Annotated in this window: 17 protein-coding genes; 10 read left to right on the top strand and 7 right to left on the bottom strand. The window is 68.4% G+C overall.

All coding sequences use genetic code 11. The annotated features are described in order from the left end of the window. Nucleotide 1: 1 nt before the first annotated feature. From FEK34_RS19830 to FEK34_RS19820, 4 genes are read left to right on the top strand one after another with little or no spacing between them, the layout of a single operon-like run. Nucleotides 2-1,735: an ABC transporter family substrate-binding protein gene (locus FEK34_RS19830; protein ID WP_212748793.1), complete on the top strand. Its 1,734-nt coding sequence runs from the start codon at nt 2-4 to the stop codon at nt 1,733-1,735. Then, nucleotides 1,732-2,625 carry an N-acetyl-1-D-myo-inositol-2-amino-2-deoxy-alpha-D-glucopyranoside deacetylase gene (gene mshB, locus FEK34_RS19825; protein ID WP_138449676.1) on the top strand — a complete coding sequence of 298 codons (894 nt, stop codon included), beginning with the start codon at nt 1,732-1,734 and terminating at the stop codon, nt 2,623-2,625. Before FEK34_RS19830 ends, mshB begins: the two co-directional genes overlap by 4 nt. Before the next feature lie 10 nt (nt 2,626-2,635). Then, a complete protein-coding gene (locus tag FEK34_RS30070; protein WP_165448901.1) occupies nt 2,636-2,794 on the top strand; it encodes a hypothetical protein in 159 nt (52 codons plus the stop codon). After that, complete coding sequence (locus tag FEK34_RS19820) at nt 2,791-3,240, top strand: hypothetical protein (protein WP_138449671.1); 450 nt, start codon at nt 2,791-2,793, stop codon at nt 3,238-3,240. The genes FEK34_RS30070 and FEK34_RS19820 overlap by 4 nt, the downstream gene beginning before the upstream one ends. 9 nt (nt 3,241-3,249) lie before the next feature. Here FEK34_RS19820 and FEK34_RS19815 read toward each other — a convergent pair whose 3' ends face one another. The 5 genes from FEK34_RS19815 to FEK34_RS19795 all read right to left on the bottom strand — a co-directional run bounded on the left by FEK34_RS19815 (nt 3,250) and on the right by FEK34_RS19795 (nt 8,188). Continuing rightward, the gene (locus FEK34_RS19815; protein WP_171048292.1) at nt 3,250-3,675 is read right to left on the bottom strand and encodes a DUF4231 domain-containing protein; all 426 of its coding nucleotides are present in this window, start codon (nt 3,673-3,675) and stop codon (nt 3,250-3,252) included. A 23-nt stretch (nt 3,676-3,698) separates the two neighbouring features. Then, nucleotides 3,699-4,643, bottom strand: coding sequence for a PfkB family carbohydrate kinase (locus FEK34_RS19810; RefSeq protein ID WP_171048291.1), 945 nt, complete (start codon nt 4,641-4,643; stop codon nt 3,699-3,701). Then, nucleotides 4,619-5,884, bottom strand: a complete 1,266-nt coding sequence (locus FEK34_RS19805) for a TIR domain-containing protein (RefSeq protein WP_138449664.1) — start codon at nt 5,882-5,884, stop codon at nt 4,619-4,621. Before FEK34_RS19805 ends, FEK34_RS19810 begins: the two co-directional genes overlap by 25 nt. A gap of 94 nt (nt 5,885-5,978) precedes the next feature. Continuing rightward, nucleotides 5,979-7,538, bottom strand: coding sequence for a PH domain-containing protein (locus FEK34_RS19800; protein WP_249359425.1), 1,560 nt, complete (start codon nt 7,536-7,538; stop codon nt 5,979-5,981). Between the two features lie 152 nt (nt 7,539-7,690). Then, nucleotides 7,691-8,188 carry a PH domain-containing protein gene (locus tag FEK34_RS19795; RefSeq protein ID WP_138449659.1) on the bottom strand — a complete coding sequence of 166 codons (498 nt, stop codon included), beginning with the start codon at nt 8,186-8,188 and terminating at the stop codon, nt 7,691-7,693. Nucleotides 8,189-8,287: 99 nt separating this feature from the next. On the opposite strand from FEK34_RS19795, the gene FEK34_RS19790 reads away from it, so the two are divergent. The 5 genes from FEK34_RS19790 (at nt 8,288) to FEK34_RS19770 (ending at nt 15,361) form a co-directional block, all read left to right on the top strand. After that, nucleotides 8,288-10,873, top strand: a complete 2,586-nt coding sequence (locus tag FEK34_RS19790; protein ID WP_138449656.1) for a bifunctional FO biosynthesis protein CofGH — start codon at nt 8,288-8,290, stop codon at nt 10,871-10,873. Nucleotides 10,874-10,982: 109 nt separating this feature from the next. Continuing rightward, nucleotides 10,983-11,306, top strand: coding sequence for a ferredoxin (gene fdxA / locus FEK34_RS19785; protein WP_014352705.1), 324 nt, complete (start codon nt 10,983-10,985; stop codon nt 11,304-11,306). A 35-nt stretch (nt 11,307-11,341) separates the two neighbouring features. Continuing rightward, nucleotides 11,342-12,439: a succinyldiaminopimelate transaminase gene (dapC, locus tag FEK34_RS19780; protein ID WP_171048309.1), complete on the top strand. Its 1,098-nt coding sequence runs from the start codon at nt 11,342-11,344 to the stop codon at nt 12,437-12,439. A 334-nt stretch (nt 12,440-12,773) separates the two neighbouring features. Beyond that, a complete protein-coding gene (pruA, locus tag FEK34_RS19775; protein ID WP_138449651.1) occupies nt 12,774-14,414 on the top strand; it encodes an L-glutamate gamma-semialdehyde dehydrogenase in 1,641 nt (546 codons plus the stop codon). Continuing rightward, nucleotides 14,411-15,361 (top strand): proline dehydrogenase family protein, encoded by a 951-nt coding sequence (locus FEK34_RS19770; protein ID WP_138449649.1) that lies wholly within the window; start codon nt 14,411-14,413, stop codon nt 15,359-15,361. The genes pruA and FEK34_RS19770 overlap by 4 nt, the downstream gene beginning before the upstream one ends. Here the strand turns inward: FEK34_RS19770 and FEK34_RS19765 are convergent, their stop codons facing one another. Then, a complete protein-coding gene (locus FEK34_RS19765; protein ID WP_138449646.1) occupies nt 15,362-16,222 on the bottom strand; it encodes an oxygenase MpaB family protein in 861 nt (286 codons plus the stop codon). A gap of 130 nt (nt 16,223-16,352) precedes the next feature. Here FEK34_RS19765 and FEK34_RS19760 point away from each other — a divergent pair, with 130 nt between their 5' ends. Beyond that, complete coding sequence (locus tag FEK34_RS19760) at nt 16,353-16,979, top strand: TetR/AcrR family transcriptional regulator (RefSeq protein WP_138449644.1); 627 nt, start codon at nt 16,353-16,355, stop codon at nt 16,977-16,979. Nucleotides 16,980-16,983: 4 nt separating this feature from the next. Here the strand turns inward: FEK34_RS19760 and FEK34_RS19755 are convergent, their stop codons facing one another. Continuing rightward, complete coding sequence (locus tag FEK34_RS19755; RefSeq protein ID WP_138449641.1) at nt 16,984-17,835, bottom strand: oxygenase MpaB family protein; 852 nt, start codon at nt 17,833-17,835, stop codon at nt 16,984-16,986. Between the last annotated feature and the right edge of the window lie 51 nt (nt 17,836-17,886).

Raw genomic sequence — 17,886 nt, 5'->3', positions numbered from 1 at the left:
GATGCTGGTTGTGATGACGGCGTTGCTGCCGGTGGTCGCCGGGTGCACCGCGAACCCGCCGCCGCCGATCGAGAGCACCGACAGCCCGAAGACGACGCCGGCCGAGCCGGGCAAGAACACCGTCGTGGTGGCCATCGACGACATCGGCATCGGCTTCAATCCGCATCTGCGCTCGGATCAGTCGCCGGCGACGGCGGCGGTCAGTTCGATGGTGCTGCCGAGCCCGTTCCGTCCGGTGCCCGATCCCGCGGTGCCCGGCGCCACGCTGTGGGTGCCGGATTCGGCGCTGGTCGAGCAGGCCGAGGTGACCTCGCATGAGCCGTTCACCATCACCTACAAGCTGCGCAATCAGGCCAACTGGTCCGACGGTGCGCCGATCGCCGCCGAGGACTTCCGGTTCCTGTGGCGGCAGATGATCACCCAGCCCGGCGTGGTGGATCCGGCGGGCTACCGGCTGATCTCCGACGTCGCGTCCACGGCGGGCGGCAAGACCGTCACCGTCACCATGGCGGCGCCGTATCCGGCGTGGCGGCAGTTGTTCGCGAATCTGCTGCCCTCGCATCTGGTGAAGGATTCGCCGGGCGGTTTCCAGCGCACGCTGACCGAGGGCATCGCGGTGTCCGGCGGCAGTTTCAAGATCAAATCCGCCGATCAGGGCCGCGACGAGATCCTGCTCGAACGCAACGACCGCTACTGGGGCAAGCCCGCGGTGCCGGATCAGATCCTGTTGCGCCGCGGCGGAACTCCCGCCCAGGTGGCCGATTCGCTGCGCACCGGTGACGCGCAGATGGCGCTGGTGCACGGCGGCGTGGCGACCCAGGCGCAGCTGGCGGCGATTCCGTCGGTGCGCACGGCGATCATGCCGCAGTCGCGGGAACTGCAATTCGTCCTCAACGGACGCAGCGGCGCGCTGGTCGACCCGCGGGTGCGGACCGCTGTGCTCGCGCTGCTCGATCCGGCGCTGCTGGCCACCGTGGGCGCGCAGACCGGCGGCTGGGTGGAACCGGTGCGCGCGCAGGTGCTCTCACCGTCGGATCCCGGCTATGTGCCGACCGCGCCACCGCGGCCCAGCCAGGACGAGGCCTTCGCCCTGCTCGCCGAATCCGGGTACGGGCGCGCCCCCGAGCCGCCGCCGGTGGTCTCGGCGACCTCACCCGCACCGCGACCGCGTCCGGTGGCCAAGGACGGCAAATCGCTGACCATCCGCATCGGCGCCGTCGCCAACGATCCCACCGCGCTCGCCGTCGCCCATACCGCCGCCGATCAGCTGCGCAGCGCGGGCATCGACGCCAGTGTGCGCAGCGTCGCCGGTGACGAGCTGTACGGCAAGGAACTGGTCGAGGGCACCATCGACGCCATCGTCGGCTGGGAAGTGGCGGGCTCGGACCCGGCCACCGTGCTCGCCTCCCGGTACGGCTGCCCGCCGGTGGCGCCGCCCGGCCCGGACGGCGATCCCGAACCCGACGCCGAAGTGGTGCGGTTGGCGCCGAGCAACCTGTCCGGTGTCTGCGATCCCGGCGCCCAGCCCGCCATCGACGGCGCGCTGGTCGGCATCGACACCGCGCGCGTGCTCGCCGAGGCCGAACCGCGGCTGTGGGCGGCGGCGACGGTGCTGCCGATCGTGCAGGACAACGTGGTCGCGGCCTCGGGTCCGTCGGTGGACGGCGCTTCGCTCAGCGGCGCCATCCAGGTCGGCATCTTCGGCGACGCGGCCAACTGGCGGCGGGTCGGATGAGCGGCCCCGCCACCGGCACCGGCGGCCTGCTGCTGGTGCACGCGCACCCCGACGACGAATCCATCACCACCGGCGGCACCATCGCCCACTATCGCCGTCGCGGCATTCCGGTCACCGTGGTCACCTGCACCCTCGGTGAGGAGGGCGAGGTGATCGGTGAGCAGTGGGCGCAGTTGACCGCCGAGCACGCCGATCAGCTCGGCGGCTACCGCATCCTCGAACTCACCAGGGCGCTGGCCGCTCTCGACGCCGCGCCGCCGCGTTTCCTCGGCGGCGCCGGACGCTGGCGTGATTCCGGCATGGCGGGCACGCCGAGTGCCGAGCATCCGCGCGCGTTCGTCCGATCGGGCCGGGAAGCGGTCGACGCGCTGACCGAGATCGTGCTCGAGCTGCGGCCCCGGGTGGTGGTCGGCTACGACCCCAAGGGCGGTTACGGGCATCCTGACCATGTGCGCGCCCACGAGATCACCACCGCCGCCGTGCACGCGGCGGCCGAACGTGGCTGGGACACACCGAAGTTCTACTGGACGGTGACCGACGCCGACCTGCTGAAGCTGCACACCGAGGCGCTGGCCCGCCGGACGGTGGACGGCTTGCCCGGTGCGCTGCCCGCCGGGTGGCGGCTGCCTGCCGACGGCGAGCTGGCGTGTGTGCCGAGCAGCAGCGTCACCACCACCGTCGATGTGTCGGATGTGCTGGCGGCCAAACGAGAAGCCTTGCGCGCGCACGCCACTCAAGTGACGGTGGCGCCGTCCGGGCGCGAATTCGCGCTGTCGAACAACATCGCCCAGCCGGTGCTGCCGGAGGAGCATTTCGTGCTGGTCCGCGGTGTTCGCGGGCCGCTCGGCCCGGACGGACGCGAGCACGATCTGTTCGCCGCGCCCGCCTAAACTCGATCACATGTACAACTGGGAGCTCCAGAACGCCATCGTGGCATTCGTGGAAAGCCTGCGTCCCGGCGCGCAACACCAGCACGAGCTCTACATGTCGGTGCTCTACGCGTTCGCCGACATGCAGAGCCATCTGCTGACGCTGCTCGGCTACCCACCGGTCGCGTGACGGCCACCGTGGACGACCAGACGGGCAAGCCGGCCCCGTCCCGGTCCCGCCTGCCCCGCCCCGTCTACGCCGCGTTCGGCGCGCTGATCATGCTCGCGCTTGTCGTCGACGCGGTGATCACCCTGATCCTGGAAGTGCTCTACCTGCCCCTGTACCTGGGCAGCGTCGCCTTCCCGATCGCCGCTCCCATCGCCGGCGTGGTGAACGTCCTACTGGTCCTCGGCGCCCGTACGGTGTCGCCGCGCCCGATCGTCATGCTCACCCCCATCGTCGCGTGGACCCTGTCGTTCCTCGCCGCCGCGAGTTCCGGCCCGGGCGGCGACGTCCCCCTCGGCAGCGACGCCCGCACGCTCCTCCTGATGCTCTTCGGGCTCGCACCACCACTGATCTACGTCTACTTGCAGGCCAACCGGGCGAAGGTGGTGCGGCCCGCGACTCGGCGGTAGCTGCTGTGTTTACAAGCCGCCGGGCAATGCCACAGGCGTGCTCGCGGCGCTGGTCGACTGGCGCTCATGCTCGGCGGCCCAGGTGTTGTTCGTATTCGACACCAACGTCTCGACCCGGGCGGCGAGAGTAGCGCGAGCATCTGTACCGGTATAGGGGCCTGCCCCCGCAAGGTAGAGGAATTTTTCTCGCTTGAGCGCTTCGGCGGTGGCTCGATAGAGCATCCAGTTGGTATGCCACTGAAAAAGCTGCTGGGCACCCTCGGCGACAACTACGGTCACCGCGACGGCCGCGGTGACTGCCGCCGGTGCCGACAGGCCGGCGAGGACCGGCACGGTCGAGCCGATCACGATCTGCCCGAACTTCACCCGGCGATAGGCACGCTGCGCCTCGGAACTCTTCGAGCTGTACCAGCGGATCTGGTCGGTCAGCCGCACCCAGACCGGATCATCGTCTGTGGTCATGGCTCTCGGTCCTCGACGTGAGATTCGGTCAGCCATTCGACGAGCTCCGCCCGGCCGGGTATTCCGTCGTTGCCGAAAACCGAACACTTGCGACCGGCCGACCAAGCCGCGATTCGCAGAGCCTGATCAGTCTCAGCGCCCGCTCCCACAGCCCATGCGAACGATCCGTGGAACGTGTCGCCCGCTCCGCAGGTATCGACCGGCTCCACGGGCAGCGCGTTGTAGCCGTACGTTCCCGTTCCATCGAGATAGACACCGCCCTCAGCGCCCCTGGTCGCCACCAGGACCTTCGGCTGATAGTCCGCGAATGCCTTGGCCATACTGTTCGGCAGATCGTCGTCGGGATGTCTGCGCGCGAAGAACTTCTCGGGCGAGACGATGTAGTCCACGTCGGCCAGGAACTCTTCGCTGGATTCCTTGTAGCCGCCGGTGTCGATAACCGTCGCGATTCCGAGCTCACGGCATGCGGCGATCGCGGCCTTGGTCAGGGCCGGATCAGTGCAGTCGAGCAGCGCGATGTCCGCGTCCCGAAGCAGATCTGGGAGTGAATCGAGCATCGCCCCGTCGGCTCGTGGTTGCGCGGTCCAGATGGTGGTGCGACTTCCGGTGTCGGCGGCCAGGATGACGCTCGAATGCTGGCTCGGCTGGTCGGCCTCGTGAAAGGTGGCGGCGATCGGCTCATCGGCGAGCAGTTGCTGCAACACTTCCGCGTGCACGCCCACCCCGCACATCGCGCTCAGCGCCACGTTGCCCATGCCGAGCCGGGCAGCTGCGATGGCACCACGTCCGGCCGGTCCACCGATAACCACCGAGTGCCGGCGCACCGGGTTCTCGGTGTCCTCCAGCGGATGGCTGTCCAACACATAGAGGTAGTCGATGGTGGCCATTCCGATGACCACCACTCTGGGGGATTGCTTCAGGTGAATCGGCTGAGAATCCATTCGCTGCCTTCTTCCGCGGAGTTCGGGGTCTGGAAGTCGTGAATGCCTGCTGCCTCGGCAATCGATCGGGTAGTCACGATCGTCGCGGTTCGGTTGCGGCGCAGTAGGGTTGCGGGAACACCAGCCGTTTCCGGATGATGCGTCATCTGGTGCAGAATCCGGGACTTGCTCATATCGAGAGCCAGTACCATCAGACCAGGGCATTCCAATGCGGCCGCCAGCCCGATCGTCAGGACCGATTTCGAGGGTTGATTGGGATCGATGTATCGGCGTCCGTGTTCGGTCAATTCGACGATGCGGCAGCCATCTCCGACGATCTGCTCGGGGTCGGTGTACATCCCGACCTCGTACCCGAGGACCTCTCCAGTGGGTGAGACGGAGATGCCGTGCACGGCGGGCGGCCACAGTCTGAGCACCCGCTGAGCCTGTACGAGCGGATCACGATCGGTGATCTGCCCTGACAGCAGATGTAATTGGGTCGGGAGTGGGCCGAGCCCGCGCTCTGTGAGTGGTTCGATCAAGGTCTCCAGAACGTGCCTGGTGCGCGATGTGTGATGACGTTCGTACACGCCGAATGTTTCGGTGTCCGAGATGATTCGGGCCTCACCGAACGGCTGCGGCGCGTACCTTTCTGCGGTGCGGTGCATAGCGCGAAAGAGTTGGGTGGCGGTTCGGCCGGTCGGTAAAACCACGCTCCGGTCAGGAGAAGCGCGGGCGATCCGAAAGTAGACATGCGCGGCGGCCTCGGCCGCCAGTCGATCGTTATCGAACGCAATGGTGGCGGAGGGCCACCTGGCAACGGCTACTTCTGCGACCGTTGACGGTGTCTGCTCGGGCTCGAGTGGCCGGCCGTGCATCGTCGGACGCTTGAGGTCGCTGACCAGCGAATCGAGTGTGCTATCGCGCTGGTCGAGCCAGTCGACCCACTGGGTCGGCGCGAGGTAGTACCCAAGTCTTTCCGGCTGCACCTTCTCCAATCGCACCCAGTAGATCGGGATCTTCGCTTTGTCGGCCAGATGGATTTCCCGCTTGACGTGGACACTGGAGTCGGCGGAAGAGCAGAACAGGAGGACGAGGGCTGTCGACTCTTTGATGGCATGAGAAATCGCCTCATCCCAGCTGGAACCGGGCGGAACGTCGCGTGGTGCATACCAGGTCGAGATGTCGTGGCGTGCGAAGTACGTCGCCATATGTTCGACAACAGCCCGCTTACTGCTGTGATAACTGATGAATACAGCCACTTCCCCTCCGGTGTGCTGTGTCGCCCCTCACATCGTAGCCAGCTGTACCGGCGTCGGCTACTCACATGGTGGGTGGGTCTTGTTGGGCGGCGGGCTATTTCGTTCCCAGCCGTCCGGGTGTCACCGCCTCGATGAGTGCCCACGCCTGGTCCAGTGGCAGGTCGAAGACGTGGTAGCGCTTTTTGCCCGCGGCGGTGGCGGCGGTGACGGTGGCGAGGCCGGAGCGGCGTTGCCAGAAGGTTTGGCGGACGGTCCAGCCGATGATGCCGGGGGCTTCCAGGCAGTCGCGGTCGCGGTCGAGGGAGCCGGAGCGGGTGATCAGCCAGGTGGGGGAGGTCGGGGTGGCGGGGAGGACGGCGTGGCCGAGGCCGCGGTAGCGATCCTCGGCCAGGGCGGCGGTCAGCGGGATCAACGCGATGGGCAGCAGCCACCACCACGGCGAGACGGGTTCTCCGGCCGGGGTGGGCAGCAGCAGCGCGGCCGCGACCATGGGAACCGGCCACATGGTGTGGGTGTAGCGGCGGCGTCGCGCGGCCGGACCGTGCGGGATCAGTGTCACTCGGCCGGGCGCCGCGGCCGCGGTGATCGCGGGGGCGCTCATGCCGGCGACGCGGGCCTGCGCGGTCCCGTTCGGATACTTCGCTGCGTGCGGGCTCAGCAGATGCGCGAGGGTGTGGTCGACGGCGGCGCGCGGCGCCTGCGGCAGGATCTTCTGACGCGGATTCTGGCCGGTCATGATGGCCTCCAGCGCCGCACCTCCGGCCAGCCGCAACAGCAGCGGTTCGTTGACGGTGGCGCCGCGGAACCGCGCGAGATCGAGGGTGACCTGCCGGGTGGTGAACAGGCCGTAGCGCAGATGCAGGGTGGTGCCGTTATCGGTGACGCGCAGCCCGAAATACGTCGCCAGATAGTGCGCGCAGGCCGCCAGACTGGTCACCAGCACCACCGCGACCAGCAGCGCGAGCCCGAACAGGACCAGCAGCAGCGTGCCGCGGCCCTCCACCGAATGCACCGCCTCCGACCGGAACACCACCTCGCCGAGGCCGTATTGGAACCCGACGCCGACGATCGGCGCGACGATGGCGAACCCGGTGAGCGACAGCGGCGCGTAGCGCACCCACCCCGCGCGCCAGTGCCCGATCTCGCGGCCGCGCTCCATCTGCGAACCGTTCGCGGCGAGCCCGGTGGCGTCGAGTTCGGCCTGCGGTTTCGGTGGGGGCCCGTCCGGCTGGTCGGCGTCGACGTGCGGATCCCTTGTGTGCGCGAGCAGTTCGGTGCGCAGCGACGGCACCATATCCGCGTCGAGGGCGTTGAGCTGGAATTTCTCGCCGGAGTCGGCGTGCTGTCCGGTGCCGATGGCCAGCACCGCGAGTCCGAGGATCCGGTGCAGCAGATCGGCCTCGATATCCACCGAGCGGATCCGCGAGCGCGGCACCGACAGCTTCTTGCGCTGGATCAACCCGGTGCGCAGCTCGATATGGGTCGGCCCGATCCGGTAGGTGGTGGTGAACCAGCGGGTGAGCGCGTAGCCGACGATGGCGACGAACGGGATGACGCTCCAGCCGTGATTGCCGCTGCTCGTGCCCAGGATCAGGGTGCCGAGCAGGACCGGGATGAACCGGATGACCTCGTTGACCGGATGCACCAGCAACATCCGCTTGTCCAGCCGTAGCCAGGGCTGGTCTGCTTGTGGCCAGGACTGCTCTGTTTGCGGCCGGGACTGCTCGGCGTGCGGCCCGGACTGCTCGGTTGGTGTCCGGGACTGCTCGGCGCCGGAGCCGCCGTCGCCGGATGCGGGTGGTGCGCTCATGTCGCGTCTCCGCGGTGCAGCGCCGCGATCTCGGTCAGCCTGGTCACGGTCTGCTCGGCCACCGGCAGTTCGAGTCCGCTGATCTCCACCGCACCCGCGGACGACGCCGTGGTGACGGTGACCGTCGCCAGCCCGAGCATCCGCTCCAGTGGCCCGCGCTCGATGTCGACGGTCTGGATGCGCGAGATCGGCGCGACCCGGCTCTCCTGGGTCAGCCAGCCCACCCGCGTGTACACCGCTTGATCGGTGACTTCCCAGCGGTGCACCCGGTAGCGCCACCACGGCACCACGGCGATGCTGATCGCCGCCACCACGAGAACGATGATCGTCATCGCGCCTTGCAGCGAGCGATGGCTCGCGTCGAAGGCCGCCCAGATCAGCAGCGCCACCAGCGGAATGATCCAGGCCAGCACCGATTGCAGGGTCCACAGCAGTTTCGCTTTGGGACTGGGACGCCAGGCCGGCTCGGCCATGATCGTGCGCGGCTGCGACATGATTGCCATCGTGGCATGCCGCGGGTGGAATAGCCCGCGAGGCCGTGGGGTTGTCAACGCTCACAAGCCTGGAGGGAGACAGTTCCGGATGTGTGGCGCATGATCGAGGGCGTGATCGACCTACCCGAGCCGACCGTTCCGCCCCCACCGCCGAGCCCATCGGCCATGCGCCGGGCCCTGCGCCGGGCCCGCGACGGGGTGACCCTGAATGTCGATGAGGCCACGGTCTTGCTGCACGCCACCGGCGATGACCTGGTGGATCTGTGTCGTAGCGCGGCCAGGGTGCGTGATGCCGGCCTGGAATCGGCGGGCAGGCCCAAGACGATCACCTATTCCCGCAATGTCTTCATCCCGCTGACCCACCTGTGCCGGGACAAATGCCATTACTGCACCTTCGTGACGGTGCCGGGCAAGCTGCGCGCCGAGGGCCGCGGCATGTTCCTGGAGCCGGACGAGGTGCTCGACATCGCCCGTCGCGGAGCGGAGCTTGGTTGCAAGGAGGCGCTGTTCACCCTCGGCGACCGGCCGGAGGACCGCTGGCCGGAGGCCGCGCAGTGGCTCGACGAACGCGGCTACGACTCCACCCTCGACTATCTGCGGGCGGTGTCGATCCTGGTGCTGGAGGAGACCGGGCTGCTGCCGCACCTGAATCCGGGGGTGATGAGCTGGGAGGAGATCTCGCGGCTCAAGCCGGTGGCCCAGTCCATGGGCATGATGCTGGAGACCACCTCTACCAGGCTGTTCACCGAGAAGGGCAACTGCCATTACGGCAGCCCGGACAAGGATCCGGCGGTGCGGCTGCGCGCCATCACCGACGCGGGCAGGCTCTCGGTGCCCTACACCACCGGCATCCTGGTCGGCATCGGTGAGACGATGGCCGAGCGAGCCGAGTCGATCATGGCGATCCGCAAGCAGCACAAGGCGTTCGGGCATATCCAGGAAGTCATCGTGCAGAACTTCCGCGCCAAGGACGACACCGCCATGCGCGACGCACCCGACGCGAACATCGACGAATTCCTGGCCACTATCGCGGTGACCAGACTGCTGCTGGGCCCCGACGTCCCGGTGCAGGCGCCGCCGAACCTCGTCTCGCAGGCCGAATGCACCGCGCTGCTCGGCGCGGGCATCGACGACTGGGGCGGGGTGTCGCCGGTGACGCCCGATCACGTCAATCCCGAACGTCCGTGGCCCAATCTCGACACCCTCGCCGAACTCACCGCGGCCGCCGGGTTCGAGCTGGTCGAACGCACTTCCGCGCACCCGAAGTACGTGCTCGCGGGCAATCCGTGGGTGGATCCGCGCATCGGGGCGCATGTGGCGGCGCTGACCGATCCGGAGACCGGCCTGGCCAGGCCGGACACGATTCCGGTGGGGCTGCCCTGGCAGGAGCCCGACGAATCCTGGGAGTCCGCCGGTCGCGTCGACCTCAATACCGCCATCGACACCGACGGCCGCAATACCGACACCCGCAGCGATCTCAACAGCGCCTTCGGCGACTGGGACACGGTGCGGGAGCAGGCTCGCGACCTGGCCGTGGCGCCCGAACGACTCGACGCCGACGTGCTCGACGCCCTGCGCGCCGCCGAACGCGACCCGGCGGGCTTGTCCGACGCGCAGTACCTGGCGCTGGCCACCGCTGACGGCGCCGACCTGGAGGCGGTCGCCGCCCTGGCCGACGGCCTGCGCCGCGAGGTCTGCGGCGACGAGGTCACCTACGTGGTGAACCGCAATATCAACTTCACCAATATCTGCTACACCGGCTGCCGGTTCTGCGCGTTCGCCCAGCGCAAGGGTGACGCCGACGCGTTCACCCTGAGCACCGACGAGGTCGCCGACCGGGCCTGGGAGGCGCACGTCGACGGCGCCACCGAGGTCTGTATGCAGGGCGGCATCGACCCCGATCTGCCGGTCACCGGGTACGCGGATCTGGTGCGGGCGGTGAAGGCGCGGGTGCCGTCGATGCATGTGCACGCCTTCTCGCCGATGGAGATCGTCAACGGGGCCTCGCGCGGCGGGCAGAGCGTGCGCGACTGGCTGCTGGCGTTGAAAGAAGCCGGGCTCGACACCATTCCCGGCACCGCCGCGGAAATCCTCGACGACGAGGTGCGCTGGGTGCTCACCAAGGGCAAACTGCCCGCCTCGGCCTGGATCGACGTCATCACCACCGCGCACGAAGTGGGAGTACGGTCGAGTTCGACCATGATGTACGGGCACGTCGACAACCCGAAGCATTGGGTCGGGCACCTGCGGGTGCTACGCGATATCCAGGACCGCACCGGCGGCTTCACCGAATTCGTGCCGCTGCCGTTCGTGCATCAGAGCGCCCCGCTGTACCTGGCGGGCGCGGCACGTCCGGGGCCGACCAACCGGGACAACCGGGCGGTGCACGCGCTGGCCAGGATCATGCTGCACGGGCGCATCGACAACATCCAGACCAGCTGGGTGAAACTGGGCACCACCGGCACCAGGGTGATGCTGGAAAGCGGGGCCAACGATCTCGGTGGCACGTTGATGGAGGAGACCATCTCCCGGATGGCGGGATCGCAGCACGGGTCGGCCAAGACCGTGGCCGAACTCACCGAGATCGCCGCGGGCATCGGCCGTCCGGTCCGCGAACGCACCACCACCTATGGTGTTCCGGCGGGTCGCGGACCCGTGGCGGGACTCGAACTATCCATCCACTGAGCCACCGCCCGAAGTTAGGGCAGGCTGACCGAGGGTAACGTGTGAGGCGCCAGGGATACTTGTGCCGGGCGCAGTACCCCCGAGGTGAGGACAGACTAGGAGAACGGCAGTGCCGTACATCATCGCTGAACCGTGCGTTGACGTGAAGGACAAGGCGTGCATCGAGGAATGCCCCGTGGATTGCATCTACGAGGGCGCTCGCATGCTGTACATCCAACCCGACGAGTGCGTGGACTGTGGTGCGTGTGAGCCGGTCTGCCCCGTCGAAGCGATCTTCTACGAGGACGACACCCCGGATCAGTGGAGCGGCTACATCAACGCCAACGTCGACTTCTTCGACGAGCTGGGTTCGCCCGGCGGTGCGACCAAGGTGGGCAAGGTCGACTACGACCCGCCGTTCATCAAGGAACTGCCGCCCATGGCCGCTGAGTGAGCGCTGGGTTGTCGAGTACCGGTCACGCGGCCCGGGTGCGGGTCAGCTCGCTGCTTCCCGATTTCCCGTGGGACACCATCGCGGGCGCGAAGGCGAAGGCCGCCGCGCATCCGGGTGGGATCGTCGACCTGTCGGTCGGTACGCCGGTCGATCCGGTCGACCCGCTGATCCGCGCGGCGCTGAATTCGGTCGCCGAGGTCCCGGGCTACCCGACCACGCACGGCACCACCGAACTGCGTGAAGCCGCGGTGGCGGCGTTGCGGCGCCGGTTCGGGATCACCGGGATCGATCAGGCGGCGGTGCTGCCGGTGATCGGCACCAAGGAGCTGATCGCCGGGCTGCCGCGGCTGCTCGGCCTCGGCGCCGGTGATCTGGTGGTGATTCCCGAGGTCGCCTACCCGACCTACGAGGTGGGCGCGCTGCTGGCCGGTACCCGGATCGCCCGTGCCGACGGGCTGACCCAGCTGGGCCCGCAGTCGCCCGCGCTGATCTACCTCAACTCGCCGTCGAACCCGACCGGCAAGGTGCTCGGAGTCGAGCATCTGCGCAAGGTCGTCGCGTTCGCCCGCGAACGCGGCGCCATCGTCGCCTCCGACGAGTGCTACCTCGGTTTGAGCTGGGAAGGCCGGGCCGTCTCGGTGCTCGACCCCGAGGTCTGCGACGGTGACCACACCGGTCTGCTCGCGGTGCATTCGCTGTCGAAGACGTCGAATCTGGCCAGCTACCGTGCGGGTTTCGTGACCGGCGACCCGGAACTCATCGCCGAACTGCTCGAGGTGCGCAAGCACTCCGGGATGATGGTGCCGCTGCCGATCCAGGCCGCCATGACGGCCGCGCTCGGCGACGACACCCACGAGAACCAGCAGCGTGAGCGGTACCGCGCCCGCCGCGACACGCTGCGCGCCGCACTGCTGGCCGCCGGATTCCGCATCGACCATTCCGAGGCGGGCCTGTACCTGTGGTCCAGCCGCGACGAACCGTGCCGCACCACCCTCGACTGGCTGGCCGAACGCGGCATCCTCGCCGCCCCCGGCGATTTCTACGGCCCGGCCGGGGCGAAGCATGTGCGGATCGCATTGACCGCCACCGACGAGCGGATCGGCGAAGCGGCCGCGCGGCTCGCCGCGGGCTGAGTCGAAGAGGCCCGGCTCATCGCGGGTTGAGGCGAGCGAACGGCCGCCCGGCTCAACGCTGGCTGAGGCACAGCGGCTGTCCCGATCGCCGTGGACTGCGGCGAACCGCCCTGGCCCAACCGTTGGCTGAGGCGATGCGGCTGTCCGGCCCGGCCGCGGTTGAGCCGAAGCTGCCGCCTCATCTCACCGCAGGTCGAGGTGAAGCGGCTTCCCGGGTCACCACGAGTCCGAGCGGGGTCGGCTGCGCCGCCGCCGACAGCATCACCGGCAAACTGCTTCACCGCAGGTGGGCGTGGTTTCTGCGCTGCGCGGCACACCCGAGTTAGCCTGGGTTATGGACGCTGTCACGGTTGTCCCTGCCCCTGCGAACGTGCCGGTGCACAGCTACGCACCGGGTAGTCCCGAGCGGGAGCGGCTGGCGAGCAGGCTGGCCGCGATCTCCGCCGAGCGAGTCGAGATACCGCTGGTGATCGGCGGTAAACACCGGCCGGGCGTCGGCGCGAGGCACGAGATCGTCGCCCCGCACCGGCATCGCCACGTCTTGGGCACCTACACCGATATCACCCATTCCGAAGCGAGCGGCGCCATCGACGCCGCCATTGCCGCCGCACCCGGCTGGCGCGCGCTGCCCTTCGACGAACGCGCGGCGGTGCTGCTGCGTGCGGCCGACCTGCTGTCGGGTCCGTGGCGGGAGACGATCGCCGCGGCCACCATGCTCGGTCAGTCGAAGTCGGTGCAGCAGGCCGAGATCGACGCTCCCTGCGAGTTGATCGACTTCTGGCGGTTCAATGTCGCCTTCGCCCGCGAGATCCTCGAACAGCAGCCACGGTCCAGCGCCGGTGTGTGGAACCGGATGGACTACCGCCCGCTCGAGGGTTTCGTCTACGCCATCACCCCGTTCAACTTCACCGCCATCGCCGGCAATCTGCCCACCGCGCCCGCGCTCATGGGCAATACCGTGGTGTGGAAGCCCTCACCGACGCAGACGCTGGCCGCCTATTACACGATGCGGCTGCTGGAAGCGGCGGGCCTGCCACCCGGGGTGATCAATATGGTCACCGGTGACGGCGTCGACCTGTCGGAGGTGGCGCTGGCCGATCCGCGGCTGGCGGGCATCCATTTCACCGGCTCCACCAAGACCTTCCAGTTCCTGTGGCGTCAGGTCGGCGCGAATATCGGCAATTACCACGGCTATCCGCGGTTGGTGGGGGAGACCGGCGGTAAGGATTTCATCGTCGCGCACACCTCCGCCGATCCCGAGGCGCTGACCACCGCGCTCGTCCGCGGCGCCTACGAATATCAGGGCCAGAAGTGTTCGGCGGCCTCCCGCGCGTATCTGCCGCGTTCGCTGTGGCGGCAGATGGGCGACGACTTCCTCGATCTGACCCGGAACCTCGCCTACGGTGACGTCGCCGATCTGACCAATTTCGGTGGCGCACTGATCGATCGGCGCGCCTACGACAAGAGCGTGGCGGCCATCGAACGCGCCCGCTCGGCCGGGCTGAGCATCCCGGTCGGCGGCAGCTACGACGACAGCGAGGGCTGGTTCGTCCGGCCGACGGTGCTGCTGGCCGACGATCCACGCGACGAAGCCTTCACCACCGAGTATTTCGGCCCGATCCTGTCGGTGCACGTCTACGACGACAGTGAACCGGGTGCCTATTCGTCGATCCTGTCGGAGGTGGAGTCGGCGGCGCCCTACGCGCTGACCGGCGCGGTATTCGCCCAGGACCGGCACGCCATCGAGCAGGCCTCGGCGGCATTGCGGTTCGCGGCGGGCAACTTCTACGTCAACGACAAGCCCACCGGCGCGGTCGTCGGGCAGCAGCCCTTCGGCGGGGCCCGCGCCTCCGGTACCGACGACAAGGCCGGTTCGCCGCTGAATCTGCTGCGCTGGGTGGCGCCGCGCGTAATCAAGGAGACCTTCGTCCCGCCGGACGACTACCGGTACCCGCATATGGGACAGCAGGCGTGAACCCGCTACGGCCCGCCATCCTCGCCGCGGCCGGGTCGCCGCGGCTGAAACGGCTGGTGACCGGCACACCGGTGACCGCCGACATCGTGCGGCGATTCGTGGCGGGCGAGACCAGGGCGGAGTTGATCCCGGTGGCCAGGCAACTGCTGGCCGGCGGGCGCGCGGTGAGCGTCGACTATCTCGGCGAGAACACCACCGATCGCGCGCAGGCCGACGCGGCGGTCGCCGAGTATCTGTCGCTGCTCAATGATCTGTCGGCGCTGGATGTTTCGCTCGGACCGGCGGGTGCGGCGCCGCTCGAGGTCTCGGTGAAGCTGTCGGCGCTCGGGCAGGCGCTGCCCGGCGACGGGCCCGCCATCGCCACCGAGAATCTGCGCACGCTGTGCACCAAGGCGGTGCAGGCGGGCATCTGGGTCACCGTCGACGCCGAGGACCACACCACCACCGACGCCACCCTCGCGACGGTGTCCGAGCTGCGTGAGGAGTTCCCGTGGCTCGGCACGGTCTTGCAGGCCTACCTGCGCCGCACCGAGGCCGACTGCCGGGATTTCGCCGGCCCCGGCTCCCGGATCCGGTTGTGCAAGGGCGCCTATCGGGAACCGGAGCAGGTGGCCTATCAGCACCGCGACGAGGTCGACGCCTCCTACCGCCGCTGTCTGGACGTGCTCATGCGCGGCGAGGGCTATCCGATGGTGGCCTCGCACGATCCGGAGATGATCGCCGCCGCCGACTGGCTGCTGGCCGACACCGGGCGCGGTCCGGGCGATGTCGAGTACCAGATGCTCTACGGCATCCGCGAGGACGAGCAGGCCAGGATCGCCGCCGCCGGGAACACCATGCGGGTGTATGTGCCCTACGGCGACCAGTGGTACGGCTATCTCATGCGCAGGCTGGCCGAGCGGCCGGCCAACCTGGGCTTCTTCCTGCGTGCTCTGGCCGGGCGCTGATCACACCAGCGGCAAGCCCTTACGCATGCGGCGGCGCAGATCCCACAGGTAGAAGTTCAGCGGGAACATCCTGGCCGGCGCGGGCAGCCGGGTGACGACCGCGCCGATGAGCCGCATCAGCCGCTCGAAACGCCGCTGATCGCGCGCCGACCAGCGCATGCCCATCTCCCGGCGCAGATGCCACGGCAACACCCCGGTGACGACGAACCGCTGGAACCGCGCGAACAGCACCTGCACCGCGCGCGGCATCATCTTCAGGTCGATGAGGTCGTTGAAGTAGTCGCGGACCACCGGGTCGATCGCGGTGGCGGCCAGATTGGTCTCCCAGTACTCGGCGAAGGCCGCGCGATCGGCCGGCCACATCTCCGGCCGCATCTGAAGGGTGGCGCCCAGGCGCACACTGTGCTGGTAGAAGGCGTTCGCGGCGTCCTCGTCGATGCCGCCGCGCAGCTTGTCGAGCATGTCGGCGAAACCCCAGTACAGGCAGGCCGCCACCCACAGTTGCAGGTTCGGGTCGAAAGCGTTGTACTTCACCGGGCTCGACGGCTTGGACCGGATGCTGCGGTGCGAGCCGTTGACGGCCTCGCGGTAGGCGGCTCGTTCGTCCGCACTGCCCATCATCGCCACCGCGAGATAGGTGAGCGTGGTGCGCAGCCGCTTGAGCGGATGCACCATCACCTTGCCGCTGTCGACGTCGCTTTCCAGCACGCCGTAGGCGACCGGACGCAGGCCCAGCTGCATGATGACGTTGGCGGTGCCGCCGAGGAAGGCGGAGACGCCGTCGATGTAGTCCTCGACGACGAAGTCCGCCGGTGGCGCCGGTACGGGTCCGCCGGTGGTGGCGGGCGCGACAGCGGTCATCGTTGACCTCATTTCGATGAGAAGATTGCGCGGAAACCTTCTCACTTGCTCACGCTGTGTGTCAATCGACGATGAAACTGTGCAATGCTTGGTCAGTCATTGTTTCGCCGACTCTCGCGGAGGTGCCGATATGGCGGCGCTGGCCGATCTGCTGCCGCTGGTACGAACCCAGCGCAAGGATCAGGATCAAACCGTGCTGTCCGCGGCCCTGCTGGCCTTCCTGGACTTCGGCATCAAACGCACCAGCATGGGCGAGGTGGCCCGGCGCGGCGGACTGTCGCTGGCCACGCTGTACCGGCGGTTCGCGGGCAAGACCGATCTCATCCAGGCCGTCGGATTGCAGCAGACCCGCGAGTTCATCGACGGCGTCGACGCCGCGGTGCAGCGCCAGATCGAGCGCGACGCCGGCGCCGAGGACCAGATCGTCGAATTGTTCGTGGCCTTCCTCGCCGGCCTGCGCAGCAACAAGCTGCTGGATCGGCTGTTGCAGACCGAACCCGAGGTCGTGTTGCCGTACCTGACGGTCAAGGGCGCGCCGGTGATCGAACTCGGGCGCGATTACGTCGCGGAGTTCATCACCCGCTTGCAGCGGGAGGGCAAGCTGCCCGACTACGACCCGCTGCCGCTGGCGGAGATGATCGCCAGGACCGCGCTGTCGCTGGCGCTGACCCCGCAGACGGTGATCCCGCTCGACGACGACGCGGCGGCGCGGGAATTCGCGCGCGACCACGTCGTGGTGTCGTTCCGCATTCCCTGAACGCTCAGACCAGTGGCCTGCCCAGTCGGCGACGCAGCCGCATATCGGCGAGAAAAGCGTTGACCGGGAAGGTTTTCACCACCACCGGTAGCCGGGCCTCGATCGCACCGACTCCGCGTAGGAAACGGCTCAGCTTGCGCTCGTCCTCCTCGCTCCAGGACATGCCCATCTGTTCGCGCAGGTGCGGCGGCAGGAGTCCCGCGGTGACGAAACGGTGGAAACGCAGCAGTGCGGGTCGCCGCATCGGCCGCGGGAACATCTTCAGGTCGACGATGGCGTTGAGCATGTCGCGCACCGGCGGATCGATGAAGGTGCGCGCCAGGTTCTCGGTCCAGTACCGCTCGAAGGCGGCGCGGTCGGCGGGCCACAGGTGTTCCGGCATCTGGAGGGTGGTGCCGAAACGGGCGGCGTGGCGGTAGAAGGCGTCGGCGTCGGCGTCGTTCATCGGGCCGTGCAGGCGGTCGTGCAGATCGCGCCCGCCCCAGTACAGGCAGGCCGCCACCCACAGTTGCAGGCGCGGGTCGAAGGCGTTGTACTGCACCGGGCTCGACCCGGTCGACCGCACCGGGCGATGCGAGCCGTTGACGGCCTCGCGGTAGGCGGCGCGTTCGTCCTCGCTGCCGAGCATGGCCACCGCCAGATAGGTGAGGGTGGTGCGGGTGCGTTTGACCGGATGCAGCAGGATCTTTCCGCTGTCCACCGGGCTCTCCAGCACGCCGTAGCCGACGGCCGGATGGCTCAGCTGCATGATGACGTTGGCGGCGGCGCCGAAGAGCGCGGCGGAACCGTCGATATGCCGGCGGATATCGAATTCGCCGGTGCGTGAGGCGGTGCTCGCGTGGGAAGTGCTGGTCATCGTGGACCCCATCTCACCGTTGAGAAGGTTGTACAACTACTTTCTCACCGC

The sequence above is a fragment of the Nocardia cyriacigeorgica genome (assembly GCF_005863245.1).
GTDB classification, from domain to species: domain Bacteria; phylum Actinomycetota; class Actinomycetes; order Mycobacteriales; family Mycobacteriaceae; genus Nocardia; species Nocardia cyriacigeorgica_C.
Note: the sequence above shows the minus strand (reverse complement) of the source record. Positions and strands in the feature narration are given on the sequence as shown.